This is a genomic window from Streptomyces sp. NBC_00271, assembly GCF_036178845.1.
In the GTDB taxonomy this organism is placed as follows: domain Bacteria; phylum Actinomycetota; class Actinomycetes; order Streptomycetales; family Streptomycetaceae; genus Streptomyces.
Genome location: NZ_CP108070.1, coordinates 7,701,427 through 7,717,429, shown reverse-complemented (window position 1 = coordinate 7,717,429; position 16,003 = coordinate 7,701,427). Strand labels below are relative to the sequence as shown.

The following is a 16,003-nucleotide window of genomic DNA, read 5'->3' as shown; positions in this document are numbered from 1 at the left end:
CCCCTTATCCCGATACAGGGAAACGAAGAGCTTCCGCAAGAGCCATCTCTAGTTCTACGGGAGTATCCCACTCACGCCATCCAGCCACCCACATGGGAACACTGGCTTCACGGTACTTTTCCGCACGCTCTATTACAGATAGAGGCACCTTTGCGTTGGTCACAACCAAAGCGACCGCAGGCGGGCTGTTTCGTCGAAGCCCTCGCAGGTACGCCTCCACTTGATCAAGCGTGGAGGTATTAAGTGGTCGCTGCACATCTCGATAATGCTTGGCCTCGACCAAAAGCAAGCGATCCGGCAACTGAGCGAGGAAATCAATCTCGCGGGCCTCTCCGAGTCGCGCATTCACCTCAACGCCACCAAGCCACTCAGGGACATGTGCATGCAGGATTTTACTCAATACGCGAGACAAACTCTCTTCATACCGTGACGCCTGAACCCAAGCCCCCGGCGGGCTTTGCCCTTCTGGCTGCTGAGCAATCTCAAGAGCGCGAGGAGGAAATGGCAGGACTTCAGTGCTTCCGTCCCCCAAGTCCACTTCGACCAGAACTCGGAGACCGAGCCCCTCACCATACGCCCCTACAACAGTTCCTTGGACGAGGTCAAGCCCCCACGGCACCGTGATCGCATCGCCGACCTGATACTCACGACTAGTCATTTCATCCCTCACCATGGCCGCGAAACCCCCAACAGAGTCCCGAGGGATAGGCCAACCACGTCATCCATCACGGTGGCTACATCATCTAAAGTGGTCTGCCACGATTTCAGGGTGGGATCATTTAGAAGGTAGCCTTCACCCGCCAATTTGCCCATCTTCGCCGTGTCGTCATGCGCCACGCCATTGCGCATCTCGGTAAGTTTCCTGATTTCATTGGCCCAACCCCCGGCGCGACTATCCGCCGCCGTCATAGCAGGCCAAAAGATGAATCCGAACCGTGCGAAATCGCGTGCAATTGCTTCGTTGTGCGCGTTCCCTTTGTCAACGTCTCGGCCCTTAGTGAGCATCTGACGCAGCGTGCTTTCGAGTTGCGGATTCCCATTAGCTACGGTCATTGCGAAGAACTCGCTCGCTTCGTCGTGCAGTGCGCGACAGAAGCCTTGAAATTCGGTCGCTATCCGCTGGAGAACGACTGCCAATGCCTGATCGACTTGCCACCCTGCCGTGGTGGACGCCACCTGCCCCGAGTGCATCTGCCAAGCGAGGTCGATACGCAATGCACGCTTGGCGCTCCAGTCGGCCAGGGCTTGAGAGGTCACCCGTTGAGCATACGCGCCCGCCTTCCGCCAACACAGGTACGAACTACCGCTGTCGAGAGGAGGCGAACGTGCCGACAGCTTCGCCCTCAGGATCCCCGCACGACGTCGTTGACGTGGTCCACTTCCAGGGCGGGTGCGTCAGAGTCCGTACGTTCAGCCGGAACCGGCGCCAGACGATCTGTCTTCCACCGCCTTCACCGCCAGGCGCCAGGTGCGCCAGTGGCTGGTCCCGTCGTCCAGGACATTTTCCCAGGTATAGACACCGTTCGAGCCTTTATGGTCCAGATATTCCTCCATCGCCGCCACCGCCGCCACGCCCTGCCCCACAGCCTGTCCCACCCGCCGGCGTGCTAGGACTCGTACGTCCCCGGCAGCGAAGATTCCTGGACGGCTGGTACAAAACGGCAGGATACGAGAGGGCTCACCCACGCAAACGGGACTCGCAACGTGTCTATCGGTTTTGATGAACTTACCGTCCATCTCCACGGTATTGTTCAGCCAATTCGTGTTGGGTGTACCGCCGATCAGTACGTGCACACGGTGAGCGAGAAGCGGGCTGTTTGCCGCTCCTCCCGGAGGTCGCACTACAACTTCTGCTTTCCCCTTCCGGTCGACGATATCGACCACTTCCTCGATAATTTCCGGGGTGATTCCTTTCATGCGGAGCTCGGCGTTGAGCGGCCCGGACATGAGGTTCCTGTCGGTTACCAATCGTAGCGATTGGCACCCAGCCATACGATAGTGAAGGGCGGCACGTCCGGCTGTGAGGCCGCCGCCTACGATGACAATGTCCTTGTCATTCGCGTCGGTCACGTGGTGCTTCTCCACGACGTACCTGACGTCCAAGCCGACTGGAGCCTCAAGCACCGTTTTCGTTCCGTCGGCTAGCACTTTGGTGAGCTGATTGTATACTTGCCCGCACGCGATGAGAATCATCCCAGCAGACACGCACTTTACTTCCTTGGTGCCGCTTACCGTGATGCGGTACCGGGAACCTTCCTCTTTGATTCCCTTCGCTTCAAGCGTGGGGCGTAGATCGACAGTCGTGACATCCTCCAACTGCTCGACCGCCAGCTTGGCTAGCCTGGTGCCAGTGACGCCACCAGGAAAGCCGAGATAGTTCTCGATTCGGTTGATAGACATCGCCGCATTTCCGCCAGGCCGCTGACTCTCGATGACGAGTGTGCTCAGGCCAGCAATACCCGCACTCAACGCAGCAGAAAGGCCCGCCGGACCGGCACCCACAATGACCAGATCGTATCTATGCTTGAGTTTGTAGTGAAAGTCTCTGACGATCAGGCGCTCAAAGAGTTGACCTAGTGTGGCCGGATAGCGAATCTTATCGATCTCCGCTGTGATTCCAGGTTTACCTGGTGGATTGCCGGTTTCCCATTTGTAAGGAATTCCGTGCTGGAAGAGCCATTTCTGCATGTACGCCGCCCGACAGCCCTCCTTTCCGGTGAAGGTAACCTCACTGTCGGGCGGGCTCCAGTCGTGAAACAGCGTCTCGACGTTTTGCTGGAATTCCCATGCGTCTGACTCGGCGACGAAAATATTCTCCCTCTTTTTCGGGGTCGACTTGAACTTGCTATCTGCCGGCAATTCTGCCAGGCTCGCCGCCGGGTACCATTCCTTGAGGAAGTCATCAATCTTTTGTTGGACGTTACCGTATCGTGCGATGACGGCAACCAAACGCATATAGGCTTCTCCTCGATCCTTTTTCAGGATCTCATCAATTAGCGTCTTTTCCAGCTCTGCGAAGTTCATCACCCCGATTGCCTCGATGCCGCCGTCGCACCAGTCTCGGATTGACTCGGTAATCCGTTGCCGCAAAGGAGCGTCTTCATGCATTACCAACATCACCGGGGGCGCAGGACGTTCCTTGGCTAGCATGCATGCCTCCAGCCGGGTGCTCCGATGGGCCCAATCCACAATGCGGACACTGAGCACGGTGGGCACGGCGCGGGACTATGGCTCCTTCTCATGAACTCATGCATCCCCCCCACGCCCCCCACACTCCACATGGAGTACCGCGATCTGGCCGAACCCTCAGAAATTCCTCCGCGGAGACCGCTCTCTCACCCTGGGCGGCTTGTCGCGACAATGCAACGATGGGAGCTTCCGCTCATGGCTGGTCGGCGCGAGGCGCGTACGAGCAACGAGACGACACAGGTCCGCGGGGTGACCCAGCGGACCTGGTGAAAACCGTGTACCCCTCCGGACGACCGTACGGGAAACCCCGATGGCCCTGGAGCACGAGGAGTCGAGTTGCGGAGGCTGCCGTAAGCGACGATCGCGGTCGGCGGCCCGCAGGTCCAGGTGAGATTGCCTGCTATGGATCACCGCTAGCACTGTGGGCTGTGACCCTTAGCCTCGCGCTTTCATGGGTTGGGCTGTCCGAGGCTTGATCAGAAACGCGGAAAGTGCTCCTGACCTGCAACGGTAGGACTTGCTGAGGGTCCTGTTGGCTGCAAGGAAAGAAGCATTTCCCAGGTGAAGAAGCGTATCGGGTTGTACCCGCGTGTCCGTGTCGAGGGCGGCGGTCGCGGGGTCGTCTCGCAGGCCGGGGCCGTGCTGCTGGTCGAGACGGCCCGTAAGACCGGCCTGGATCAGGCGATATCGGCGGCGCTGATGCCGTGGCGCAAACCGCGGGCCGTTCACGACCCGGGGAAGGTCCTCCTGGACGTCGCCCTCGCGGCAGGAGCCCGGGCGCAGACAGGATGGGGGCTGGGGTAAGTGGCGGGCTGAGGTTATCTACTCCGCTCCCCTGGTTCGCCTCTGGATCATGGCCTCACGCTCCTCCGGAGTGAGGGAGCTCAGGTACGTCTCCCACCTGAGCTGGGCCTCATTGCTGATGTCTCCAGGGAGGGTCGCAAAGGACCACACGAGAAGCTGAACTGTGCAATCCATCAGCTCTTTCGAAAGCTCAGTCAGAGCGGCATGGCTGACGGGGGACTTGACCCAATCAAACTGGCGATAGCGACTGTTGTGAGACATGACCGCCCCGCCCGGATCTACGGCCCATGTGCCGTGAGCGAAGTCATTTCGTCGCTTATGTGCCACCTTGGCTCTCGATAGCAGCTCCGCCAACTCGGCACGCTTCTCGGGTGAAACTTGATCATGGACTTTGCTGAGAGCGCTGATTGTCTCCAACAGGCTGGACGTCGGCTGACCTGCAACAACGATTGCGGCATACTTCGAACCGATCAGAGCCGCCGCCAGCGTTCTCAGGTGGGATTCAAGAGCGGCAGCGTTCTGCACAACTCGCCCGAGGGCTTCTGCAAGCGACCGGGACTGGTCATTCTCTGGACTGCTTTCTTCCATATGGCCAGGTTCCCCGACCTCGGTAGCCCGGATCAAGACGCTTCGGCCACCTCGCCCCCGAACGAGGAGTACGCCACCGCGCGCCCGCGCGGGCCGTCCGGGTGGGCCAGCGATGACCAAGGGCAACCGTAGCCGTGCAGGAGCAGTGCCACGATCGACTCCTCAGAGATCCGCCGTCCGCTGAGATCGTCGAGCCAGTCCCCAATGAGAGCGAGCGCCACAGCCTCGCGCCAGCGCGGTCAGTCGTGATCTCTGCCGCACAGCGCGCGGTGGTAGCGGAGGTGCGCTTCGTTGATCGGGTGGGCGGGGTGCCGGCGGAGCTCTCCTACAAGGCTGTCGTCTGCGGTCGCGCGCACTGTGCCGTCAGTGGTGATGTAGATCGCGAGTGTGTCGAACTGGACGTGATGGTTCGGGCACAGGACGAGCAGGTTCGACAGTTTGTCCGGGCCGTGGTGGGGGCGGCCGAGGCCGCGGATGTGGGCGGCCTCGCTGTAGGTGCTGAATCGGGTCGCCAGCTGCAAGCCGCAGACCTGGCAGCGGTCGCCGTGCAGCCTCTTCACCTCGGCCGTCAACTCGGGGTCGCGGACGATGCGAGAGAGGGTGGCCGTGCGCCGTGAGGCAGTGCCTGATCCCGTGTCCTGGTCCTCTACATCGTCAGGGATGCTGCCGGCGGTTTCGTAGCCGGCCAGCCCCAGCCGGTCCATCAGCGCATGGTGGTCAACGTCGGCCAGGTAGGTCTCCCGTAGGACAGCGACCGCTTGAATCCGCACGAACGGATCGCTCAGCAGGCGCGCCGCCTGCTCGTTCATGCCGGCCTCGGGGTTCAACTTGTCGAGTGTCGCGGCATGGGGCTTGGCCGACTGCTCGGGCGGAAGGCCGTGGACGTCCCACAGGCGACTCGTCTGCAGATGCAAGAACGGGTACTCAGGGGTGACCGAGGACTCGGGAAGGCCGAACTCGGCCAGCAGCCCGCCCACCTCGTCCTGGAATTGTCGCCAAGGCGCAAGTCGGGCCTGTCCGGCGGCGATCCTGGAGATAGACCAGAGCAAGGCCAGTGGCTTGTGCCTACTCGGCCGGCCGTTGTGCTGGTGGACCTTGAGGCTCCCGAGCCTGTCCACCAGCATGCTCGCGGTCAGCTGCCCCAACGGTTCAGCCGGTCCAGGGGACGCTGAGGCCGTGTCGTCCGGCTGGCGAGGCGCGGGGAACAGCCCTGGGGACTGGCGGCTGTCCCCGGTCGAGTACGGGCGAGAGGTGTTGCCTCCCTCGGGAATTGGAGTCCGCCGTCGCACCTCGGGCAGCACTGAATGACCGTGCTCAACCCACTGGCGCCAAGAGCGTGGAGCGTGCTCGAGCACATCGCCGGCCGGGAGCCTGGCGTTGCCTCGGGCTTCGATCCAGGCCCAGTCGACCCGATCGCTTTCTGCGCTCAGGTCCAAGACGGCCAAGTCGTAACGGTAGTTGGGGAAGGGCCTTCCCTTCGCCTCCTGCTCAATCTGCTCGACGCGCTCGATGACCGCGACGCCGCAGAACTCGACGTACCCCTTGGGCGTCTTGTTGCGAGAGACCGCCGCGAACACCAGCAGCGGCACGGCCAGGGCCCGCTGTGCCGCGGTGGAGGCTTCGTGCTCCGTGAAGGCCTCAAGCAGCACCGCATTGCCCTGGGTGCTTCCCACCGGGACCGTGTGGTCGACCCTGTGGTCCCCGAAGTAGCTGATGTGGCCGTAGTCCAGGTCGAACACGTCATGCCAGGGAGTCTCCGCCGTCCCCGCCTTCCACGGACTGGAACGGATCAGAATCGCCGGACGACGTTGCGCGCCCGACGCCTTGACCTTGGCGATCGGGTTGATCCCTTTGCTCAGTTGGATCTGAGCGAGATCTTGGGAAGCCGTGACGTGGTGGATGTTCCGGTACCCATCCATGACCGGTGTCTCCGGGTCCCTGTTCTGAGCGGACCGCAGCACCTCACCGACACGCAGCTGGCTTCCCACCGGGCCTCCCCCTGACGCCTTTGCTCTGCGTCACCGATCTTGCCAGGTTTGATGAGCCACCGTTCCCTCACTCTCTCTGCCGACTGACGACCGTGCGCCGAGATGGCCGTTGCCGCTCGAACTCGGCATCGGCTACGGGCTGATTCGGTGAACTGAGCTACTTGTGCAGCCCGTTGTCCTGTAGACCGGTGCGACGCAGGCTGGCATTGCAGCACCGGGTAGTTGTGCCATGGCGCGGGTGGTCAACGTTCATGGCATCGGGCAGGAGTTTCTGGGGCCCGAGTTGATGGGACGGGATGTGAGGCCGGCGCTCCGCGACGGTGTGCGGCTGGCCGGCGGGCCGCGGCTGGAGCCGGAGGACGTGGCGTGCGCCTTCTACGGGAACCTTTACTTCGAGGAGGGGACTCGCTCCCTGGACATCCCGCCGTGGGACGAGACGGACGTCGATGAGGGGCTGGAGGCCGAGCTACTGGAGGCCTGGTGGGAGCAGGCCGCACGGGTCGACCCGGAAGTTCTTGGCCCCGATGCGGTTGGTTCCCGGGGACCGGTCGGTTTTTCGTGCCTCCGGCTGCTGCTCTCGGAGCGCGTGCGGGCGGCCATCGAGGCCCTGAGTGGTTCGAGCTTCTTCGCGAAGGTGTCCGACCGGCTCATTGTCTTCGCCCTGAAGCAGGTGCGTCGGGTTCCTGGCGTAGGCCGGCAACCGCGCCAACCACCGCAGCGCAGTCTCCACACACACGTCCGACACTGGCCACTCCGCCTACTGGCCACCAACTTCTGTGCGGGCCGGGGTGGCGTGGAGTCTCAATCGGGCACTCTCGTTCCAGCACTGCTACTTGAGGACCCATCAGGGCAGAAGTACCTTCAAGTGTCGTGTCACGTGGGGGAGTATGGTGGACCTCGCAAGGGCGCTCGCTCTTGCGCATTTTCTAGGGCGCTTGCTCTAGGAAGCCCAAGGAGAAAATCAAATATGGCTCGACGAGTCCACGTCCCGGCGGATGCGGTAAAGAACCTCATTCGTCAGGCGTACGAAGCTGGCGGCCCTTACCAGTGGGCGCGAGAGGCTTGGCGCAACTCGGAAGAGAGCGGCGCCTCCATCATCCATTTCGGGATCGAGGAACAAGCCGCGCGCAATAAGGGTGTCCTTCGGCGCACCATCATGGACAACGGCTCCGGAATGGTTCCCGACGACCTTCTGGTGTTCCTGTCTTCCTTCGGCGGCGGCGGTAAGCCGATCGGCGTCGATGGCAACTTCGGTCAGGGATTCAAGTCTTCGGTGCTTCCCTGGAATCCCTACGGTGTCGTCGTCATCAGCTACACCGAACAAACGCCCGACGGCGCCATGGTTTGGATCCAGCGCGAAGGCGACAGCTACACGTTCAAGGAGTGGGACGTCCAGGACGAGGACGGAATGTACCTCGGCCGCGACGACGTCATGCTTCCGTACGAGGACGACGAGCACGGCTGTCATTGGGGAGAGATCCGTCCTGACTGGATGACGACCGGGACGATCATGGTGCTACTCGGCGCTTCGGCTGAGAGCGACACCTGGCAGGGAGATCCTGAACCTGCCCGGCACGAGACCGTGGACGGCCTCGTGCGCTACCTCAACGGTCGCGTCATCGAGGTTCCCGAGCGGCAGGGTAAGCCGCTGGAAACGACGGTCGTCGATCTCTACCGCAAGGGCGAGACGGACCGTCGGGACACCAAGGACAAGACCGTCGAACTGCCTAACGGAACGCTGATGGTGTGGCGGCCCAGGCGTGTTTACGGCCTGCGGCACTACATTCCCGACACGCTCCTGACGGGTACCGTCCAGGTTGATGACCACGGGACCGTCGTCGAGTGGTTCTACGTTCCGGAGCCCGATGCCCCGGTGAAGGGCACCAACGACTACGTCGCCCAGCGGCCCGTTGTAGTGGTCGACTACCAGGGTGAGGCATACCACGCAGACCACACCAAGCACCGGTATCGGCAGTTCGGTATCACGGACGAGATCAAGGGCCGTACATGGGTAATCCTGCGTCCGCCCGTGTTCAGCGACAGTCGGCCGACCCAGTGGGGTGTGCTCACCCAGGCTTCCAGGCACATCCTCATCACCAAGGGAGGCGGCGAACTTCCCTGGGAAGAGTGGGGTGATCGATTCTTCGCGGACTTTCCAGAACCTCTCAAGAAGGTTCTGGACGACATCCGCAGCCAGAGCGGAGCACGTGCAGACGCCTCGATGGGGAAGAACATCTCGCGCATCCTGGACCGGCTGAACGCTCGTTTCAAAGCCTCGCGTCTCACCACCTCGGCCGCCGGGCGGATCCTCGGGATCCCGGCGGGAACGGCCATCGCAAGTCGCCGCGAGGGCACGTCTTCCACCGGATCGGGAGGAAGTGGTTCCGCAGGCCGAGGCTCCTCCGCCACGCGGCAGTTGCTGCAGCCGGCGCGGGGCGGAACCCTGACTGGCGCTCCTAGCGCTACGCGTGGCGGCTACCCGGCGTTCGACTGGGCCTCCTTCGACATGGAAGAGGCGAAGTACCTCGCTCGCTACGTGCAGAACGAGACGCGTGAGATTGACGGCCAGGAGCACCGTGGGGTCGTTTACCTCAACACTGATCACCCCGTGTTCCAGCAGGAGTTTAGCTACTGGGCGAACGAGGTTTGGCCGAAGCCTGATTCCGCCCAAGTTCGTGGCCTGGTCCAGCGCGTGTACGGCGAGGAGGCTGTCGCCCACGTCGTGCACGCTCAGAACCTGAACGGCACGCTCGTCGCGCGAACAGCGTCGGGCGAGCCAGTCGCCATCGGCAAGGAGGACGTCAGTCAGCTGCTTAGTCCTCAGGCTCTGTCAGCAGCCCTGCTCGGCCTCGTCAACGTAGAGCAGCGGATTCTGACTCAGGGCGGCGGCCTCTTCGGCGGCAAGGCAAACGGCCGTTAGTGGACGTCCCCCCGAAGGGGGTGTGCGCGAACAGCTCGGTGTCACGCGCCGGGTCTGTTCGCCGCATGGTGCCTGCCTCTTCGGCTCGGCCGTGAACGTGTCTGCGGTCTCTATGTCGCCGTGATCGGCGGCCCGGGGGTGTCAGGGTGGCTCGCACAGCGGGCGGCCTGTCCAGCCCAGCACGGCTTCATGCACGACCCACCTGCTCTTGCAAGGATGCAGGGCATTTCCTAACGCACCCATCGAAGCCGCCGTCACAAGCCAGCATCAGCCCTGCGCATCTGAAACGGTTTCCAGAGCCAGGAACCGCGCAAGTGCAATGTCAGGCTTTAGGGCGTTAGCTTCCACGCTCCGCGGAAGAAGCTGTGGCGTTTCCGCATATTTGGGATCGTCCTTGGCGTGAACAATTCTGTTCCTCAATGCATACACACGCTTCGCGGTTTGCACCGCGATGGTTTCGTTTGTCGCCTTCAAGTTCACGGCAGGGGCGCCGGCTATCGGCCCATTCCGCGAGAAATGCACGCCGTAACGGGGCGTCTGGAAGAACTGCGTGAGCATATCCTCGCGTACGCAATCACGAACCAGGATCTTAAGCGTGTCTTCTTCGCTCAACCCCTTGGTCCTTTCGACCGCGTTGAGGACCCTCAAGACCGAGGCGTCATCAGAAATGTCAAATGAGAAATCTCTGACCTCTCGCCTAATCCGCCTAAGAGCATCCCGCCTTGATGTCAACGGCATATAGTATTCAAGCACCTGATAGTAGGAAAGAAACGCGAAGAGTGGATTATCCTTCGCTTCGGCAGCGAAAGCGAATAGGGCTGCCACCTCCCGCGGCACCGAGGTGGATGGGAATGCGACATGCGGCCTACGGGGAACTCTCGTAGCAGACACGCGCGCCCTATCCCAGGGCAGGAGATGAAAATTCACACCATGTTTTGCATCGAGCTCAAACAGTAGGCTATCAGCTGCTTGCTGAGCAAGGCTCAGCCCTGACACGATATCCTTTGGCGACGAGACCATCACCTTCAGCGTATAGTCAACGATATCCGATCCGACAAACCCGCCGTTGGATATCTTGAAAATAGCTACGGGGCTAATTTCAGAAAGCTCCAAACAGACACCCCCTGACGGAGCGGTCAAATGGAACCCAGGGGAGTACTCCTCTTCCCCCGTCCGAATTGTGCAGGGGCGAAATTTATGGCCGCATTCAGCTTGCCGATACTCCCATTCCACACGTTCCACAAAGTGGCCGAACGGAAGAAACGACGGTGAGTCGAGCGCGTACTCAACATACGAGCCATCGTTTTTAACGATCGCTCTATGAGCGCTGACATCCTGATAGCTGGACAGCGTGTCGGCAACTTCCTTCAGCATGTCCCGGGTCACGAGGTATGTGCGGCGCTGTGCCAACCTCCGATCTACGTCGGAGTCCCTGAATTTCAAGTAGTCGTATTTCGAGGCAGCAAGACTGTAGCCCAAATTCTCGATTTTTTTTACGCTATCGATTTCCTCGGGCGTTAGGGGTGCACCGCTCTTCTCCGCCTTCGCCTCCTCGGCGTGGATGGAAAGAAGCGTTTCGAACTCGAAATCATCGTCGTGCTTAGACACGCGCCCCACCCTCCGGTCACTCTCTCCCAAGTGCACTAAAAGCTACTACAAACGTATGCGTAAAAGTCATGTTTCCGTCTTCCAGGAGTCCGAGCAACTACCGCGGGCGCCAGTCTGACGCGGTTGACCGGCCAGAGCCCAGAGCTGGCAACGCCATGCACCAGCCAGCAGCAGCAAGGGGGGCCAAACGCGGCAGCGAGCCCAGGGATGTGTCGGACAGTCACGGACTTCGTGGAACCGCACGAGCAGGTCGGGGCCACGGCCCGCTGCCGCGACGGAGCCTGATCGCGTTCGGGACGAAGAGGTTCCTCCGCCGATCGCTGTAAGAGAGGCACACTTCCGAACCACTGGATCCACCTGACCTGACAGGATCAGCAGTGGCCGACGTCGAGAGTCAGGGGGGATCATGGCCGTGAACAAGTGGTGGGGACACGACCCGAACGAACGTTACTGGCTGGAGATCACGAACCGCGAGGACATCGGGACCAACTTGCTCGCACCCAAAGTGAACGATCGGGGTGAGCCGTACTGGTCCTATGCGCTCGTACGCGAGGTGCGACCCGGGGATCTCGTTTTGCACTGGGACAAGAACCATGGCCCAGGCATCGTGGGGTACTCCCACGTTCGAGCTGAGGCCTTCGCATCCACGATCACCTGGCAGAGCCGGGGAACCTATGGTCGGAAGCGGGGTGAGTCCCGTCCAGAGGCCGCTTGGGAAGCTCCTCTTGGCGGGTACCGAAGGTTGAAGCACCCTGTGACTCAGGCTCGGCTCCGTGAGATTGAGCCGACAATCCGAGCCTTGCGGGATCATCTCACAGAAGAAGTCGGGAGCCCCATCTACTTCCCCTTCGCACTGTCAGACGCGCGGCCTGTTCGTGCTGCACAGGGCTACCTGACCAAGCTCCCACGGGCACTAGTGGAAGAGCTCCCCGAGTTGCGGCAGCTGCGCCAGACCGCCGTCTCTGAGCCGCACGAGCCAGAAGCCCCCGACCTACCAGCGCTTTCGCTGCCCAAGCCGCGAAGGTCTACCGGTTACGGCCGGCAGCGCGATGCGGAGCGGCGGCAGGCCGTCGAACGGTATGCGATGAATCTCGTGCTCAGTCACTACCGCGAACAGGGCTACGAGGTTGAAGACGTAGGTGACCACTCACCGTGGGACATCACCGCGCGCAAGAACGGATCCGAGGTCCATGTAGAGGTGAAGGGGAGCACCACCACCCGCGAGGCGATCGACCTGACCGAAGGGGAGGTTCGCCACGCTGAAGGCGTCCCCACCTGCCTAGTCGTGATAGACCAAATCGATCTCAGTGACGACCTCCAGGGCCATGGGGGACGTTGGCGCATCTGGAACGAGTGGGCACCAGCACGGGAGGAGCTCGTTGCCACTGCATACCGCTACCCACTGCCAGAGGGAGGGCGCGAGGGTCGCCCTTCTGCCTGAGTCGTCCCTCGGAGGTCGCGTGGACGCCCCCAGACCAAGATCGGACAACTCGTAATGCGTAGATCTCGGCAGAGCGCCTGAGGGCGCCCATGGCCAACCTGCGGCCAAAATGTAGGGCGGCTGGTCTGTGAAAGCGGCGGGTGACAAGGTCACAGACCTGGTCGGCGACAGCTCGCGGGCGGTCTTGAAAACCGTCGTGCTCCGAGCGACGAGTGTTGCGCTTGGCACACCCGCCCTGCGACGCCCGCACCTTGCACCCCTGCCACCTGCGTTCCACGTCGGCTCGGACGTGCGTCCGGTCTGCTACCCGGTGGCGGTGCCACGTGTGACGGGTGGATGACTGGCCTCGGTATGGACGCGGTGACTGTCAGACAGCGATGAACAGTTGCGGCAGGGCGATCACGGCTTCCCACGCGGACTTCCGGGTGGCGTGTAGGACTCTTTCCTGCGCGATCTCCTCAGTGAGATCTGCGCGTGCCTTCTCCAGCATTGCGACTGTTGCGCACTCATGGCCTATCTCCCACCCGCGCTTCGGTGCGGCGCCAGTGCACCTCACACCGTCCTGCTGGAAGGCGAACTCGTCGGACCGACGGCTGGTCATCCAGGCTGGCATCTCGTGGTTATTGGTGCAGTAGCCGGCCTGCACGATTAGGTCTGTCGTGTCGCTCCAGACGCCGTAGTAGGGAGGCCGGTAGGCGAGGATGCGGCTTCGGCGGAGTTCATCGCCCTTCTGCCAGACCACGTGCCGGTGCTCGGGGCCAGTAGCGCAGTCGATCATCTTGCCGGTGACGATGCCAGCGACCTTCTTGTCAGGGCAGTGGTTGATGTAGCCCCACGGCTGCCCTCGGAAAGAGCCGTTGTCGTCGATCAACCGTTCCTCGACGAGCTGCCGGAAAACGGACTGGGTAATCTGCCTCCTGCCGAGGGTGAGGGTTCTGACCTCGATCGTGGCGGTCGTGACGGTGACGTTCTGCGGGGTGAGTCGGTCGGTCACTGGGTCTCCCTGACGTTCAGGTGCCGGGAGGACCAGTCGCCCAGCAACTTGCGCTGTTGCGGTGCGGCGACCATGGCCACTCCTGAGCAGTGTGCGGGGATGCCTTGCTTCGCCAACCTCCCCAGGCGGGCTCCAGCTCGATGCGATATCCAGTTAATTTGGCTGATCTGTGGCTGCGGCTGGCGCTGTACGGTGTGCCGTTTGGCGGCCATCTGCGGCCAGGCGATGGTCCATCGCCCGCGTCCATGAGTTGGCGGGGCAGACCATGCTGATCAGGTTGGTTGCTTCGGCGCTTCCCCCAGGCGTCCCCCGGTAAGGCTCCCTTAGCGAGGCGGCGCAGGTCAGTGGAGGTAAGGGGAGCCCGCTGTAAATCTGCCACGCCAAGAGGGTTCGTCACTTCCTGATCGACAAGCAAAGGGCGGAGATCGAAACTCGACGTCCTCACGACTGATGGTGATGCAACTGGCTTGCCATACGCCTGACGCTGACGGTGATCGGATGCGTGGCCGACAGATGGGTGCAGTCGGGTTCGAGCGCAGTGAGGCGCTCTAGTGCATCGCGATTTCGCCCCGCCTTCATCAACAGCTGGACCACGCACTTGCGTCGGTCCAGTACGGTCGGGTCCTCTGCCCCGAGCGTACCGATGCTCTTTAGTACGGCGGCTTCGAGGAGAGGTAGGCCCTCGTCCTGGGCTCCCGAGGCAAATATGCTACTTGCGAGTCCAAATTCCAGACCCAGGACGAGGCGATGATTGTCCCCCAGTACGGAGGTGGCCCTTCCTATCAGTTGCTGGTAAAGAACAATGGCTTCGGAGTGATGGCCACAATGGAGAGAGAAGGATGCGATCATACTTTCCGCCATTAGAGTTTCTTCATGGTCGGCGCCTAACTCGCGTTGAAGAGCTCGCGTCCGTTGCTTGGCAGCGATCAAACCTTCCTCCGCCGGCCGCATGGGCGTGTCCAGTTCCCATAAAATTGCCTCGGCTTGGCCGATTCCTGCTTCTGCTGCACGTCGGAAAGCTGGGAGAGCGAGCGTGAAATCGCCGTATAGATACACGTTGCAGGCAATCGTGTAAGCCTCATGGGGCGAGGCTAGGTCCATGACTGCAACCCAGACGGGTTCTGGTATGGCTTCCTGTGCGGGGAGGTCGATCAAATAGTCAAAAGCTAGGAGTCCGTTTTCGACGTCGCCTAGTAGCAGGCTGTTAGCCCCTGCCGGGACTGTGGGTGTCAGAGCCCAGTTCAGCGCATCTTGGAAAGTCTCCGGACGCAATTCCACCCCACCGCGCCGAATCAGGTAGCCCGCGTGAAGTTGCTGGAGAACCTCCACAGGTAATGGGCCATGGTAGCCAGCGCGTCGGGCATCAACAGCCGCAGCAACTAGTGCCGCCCCGCGAGGGTGGTTTCCTGGGACCCACGCGTGTTTCCAGCCTTCGACAAGTTCCGGGCCGGCCGCTAATAGTTCGGCCACCCCGAAGCGCTGATCGCCAGCCAATGCGCGGACGAGTCGGGGATCGGTCGTCAATGCACGAGCGCGTTCGCGCTCGGTGGCTGTCCATCGTCTTTCGACGTGGACCACTTGAGCTTGCCTCAGCACGGCCCGGCCTTGACGCCAAATTTCTTGTGCGGGCCCGGATATCTCGATCTCCGCGCGATCACGGTAGCGGTCGTACTCGTGACTGCGCATGGTGGCCAGAATCAGCATTTGGGGGTGCGAGATCAGCAGCCGGTGCAGCGTGGACGTAGTCAGCCCTCCTGGTCCCAGGAAACGTTCCAAGTCATCCAGCCACACAACACAGCCGTTTGATGCTTCCCATTCGTCCAGAAGTACAGCAATGGCCTCGCGCGTAGAGGGAGCTACGAAATCCTGATCTGGATGCAGCATCCGAATCGCCTCGAAAGCAGCTCGCGTCTTACCCGCGGTGGACTCGCCGACCAGCAGCACGAAGCCCCCACGTCGCAGGGCCGCGTGCAGGTGTGGCTCCATGTCGCGAGTGACATACGTCGGAACCCGATCGAGTCTGCCCTCTCGCTCAGTGGTCTCGGCCGGGTGCACTCCCACTGCGATGGGGTCACGTAGATCTCGCACGAGCGGGAAGCGCCTTCGCGGTGAGGCGATCTCCAAGGCTTCAGGCCGACGACGAACCGCGTCAGAGTGCCGTTGCCACTCCGATTGAGCGCCTACTGCAAGCACGCTCACTACGGCTGCGGCCGCGGCCCCCAGCACTCCCGTCGATGCCTCTGGCCCCAACAGCGCTGCGAGCAGTCCGATCGCCGCGCTGACGGTCAGCACGGCGACTAGCCGGGCCCACGGTCGGTTCTGTCTCCCAGTAACTCCCACGGTTCTTCCCACCTCCGACGGCAAGGAACTTCCCGGAGAAGCCTTCCCCCCAGTAGTTGGAACCGAACTGGTAGGGGTGGGGCTTCACTGGTCCCTTCGAAGCGCGCCGTTGAGTACCGACGCCCCCGACA

General features: G+C 61.9%; 10 protein-coding genes and 1 pseudogene. 3 read left to right on the top strand and 8 right to left on the bottom strand.

All coding sequences use genetic code 11. The features are described 5' to 3' along the window. Positions 1-4 precede the first annotated feature (4 nt). From OG798_RS35165 to OG798_RS35155, 3 genes are all read right to left on the bottom strand, one after another. Positions 5-673 carry a hypothetical protein gene (locus tag OG798_RS35165; protein WP_328758246.1) on the bottom strand — a complete coding sequence of 223 codons (669 nt, stop codon included), beginning with the start codon at positions 671-673 and terminating at the stop codon, positions 5-7. Further along, on the bottom strand, positions 667-1,257 hold the full coding sequence (locus OG798_RS35160; RefSeq protein WP_328758245.1) for a hypothetical protein: 591 nt from the start codon (positions 1,255-1,257) through the stop codon (positions 667-669). The genes OG798_RS35165 and OG798_RS35160 overlap by 7 nt, the downstream gene beginning before the upstream one ends. Before the next feature lie 153 nt (positions 1,258-1,410). Beyond that, entirely contained in the window at positions 1,411-3,150 is a 1,740-nt protein-coding gene (locus OG798_RS35155) for an NAD(P)/FAD-dependent oxidoreductase (protein WP_328758243.1), read from the bottom strand. A 600-nt stretch (positions 3,151-3,750) separates the two neighbouring features. On the opposite strand from OG798_RS35155, the pseudogene OG798_RS35150 reads away from it, so the two are divergent. Beyond that, positions 3,751-3,954 (top strand): annotated as a pseudogene (locus OG798_RS35150) (transposase); the annotation flags it as partial. A gap of 57 nt (positions 3,955-4,011) precedes the next feature. On the opposite strand, the gene OG798_RS35145 reads toward OG798_RS35150, so the two are convergent. Both OG798_RS35145 and OG798_RS35140 read right to left on the bottom strand, forming a co-directional pair. Next, the gene (locus OG798_RS35145) at positions 4,012-4,581 is read right to left on the bottom strand and encodes a hypothetical protein (RefSeq protein WP_328758242.1); all 570 of its coding nucleotides are present in this window, start codon (positions 4,579-4,581) and stop codon (positions 4,012-4,014) included. 239 nt (positions 4,582-4,820) lie between these two features. After that, positions 4,821-6,569 carry an HNH endonuclease gene (locus tag OG798_RS35140; RefSeq protein WP_328758241.1) on the bottom strand — a complete coding sequence of 583 codons (1,749 nt, stop codon included), beginning with the start codon at positions 6,567-6,569 and terminating at the stop codon, positions 4,821-4,823. 229 nt (positions 6,570-6,798) lie between these two features. Here OG798_RS35140 and OG798_RS35135 point away from each other — a divergent pair, with 229 nt between their 5' ends. After that, positions 6,799-9,489 (top strand): hypothetical protein, encoded by a 2,691-nt coding sequence (locus OG798_RS35135; RefSeq protein ID WP_328758240.1) that lies wholly within the window; start codon positions 6,799-6,801, stop codon positions 9,487-9,489. A gap of 267 nt (positions 9,490-9,756) precedes the next feature. Here the strand turns inward: OG798_RS35135 and OG798_RS35130 are convergent, their stop codons facing one another. Next, complete coding sequence (locus tag OG798_RS35130) at positions 9,757-11,097, bottom strand: hypothetical protein (RefSeq protein WP_328758239.1); 1,341 nt, start codon at positions 11,095-11,097, stop codon at positions 9,757-9,759. Positions 11,098-11,503: 406 nt separating this feature from the next. On the opposite strand from OG798_RS35130, the gene OG798_RS35125 reads away from it, so the two are divergent. Further along, complete coding sequence (locus OG798_RS35125; protein ID WP_328758238.1) at positions 11,504-12,538, top strand: DUF3883 domain-containing protein; 1,035 nt, start codon at positions 11,504-11,506, stop codon at positions 12,536-12,538. A gap of 367 nt (positions 12,539-12,905) precedes the next feature. On the opposite strand, the gene OG798_RS35120 is transcribed toward OG798_RS35125, so the two are convergent. Both OG798_RS35120 and OG798_RS35115 read right to left on the bottom strand, forming a co-directional pair. Continuing rightward, entirely contained in the window at positions 12,906-13,532 is a 627-nt protein-coding gene (locus tag OG798_RS35120) for a hypothetical protein (RefSeq protein ID WP_328758237.1), read from the bottom strand. 441 nt (positions 13,533-13,973) lie between these two features. Further along, the gene (locus OG798_RS35115; RefSeq protein WP_143614434.1) at positions 13,974-15,518 is read right to left on the bottom strand and encodes a hypothetical protein; all 1,545 of its coding nucleotides are present in this window, start codon (positions 15,516-15,518) and stop codon (positions 13,974-13,976) included. Positions 15,519-16,003: the final 485 nt, after the last annotated feature.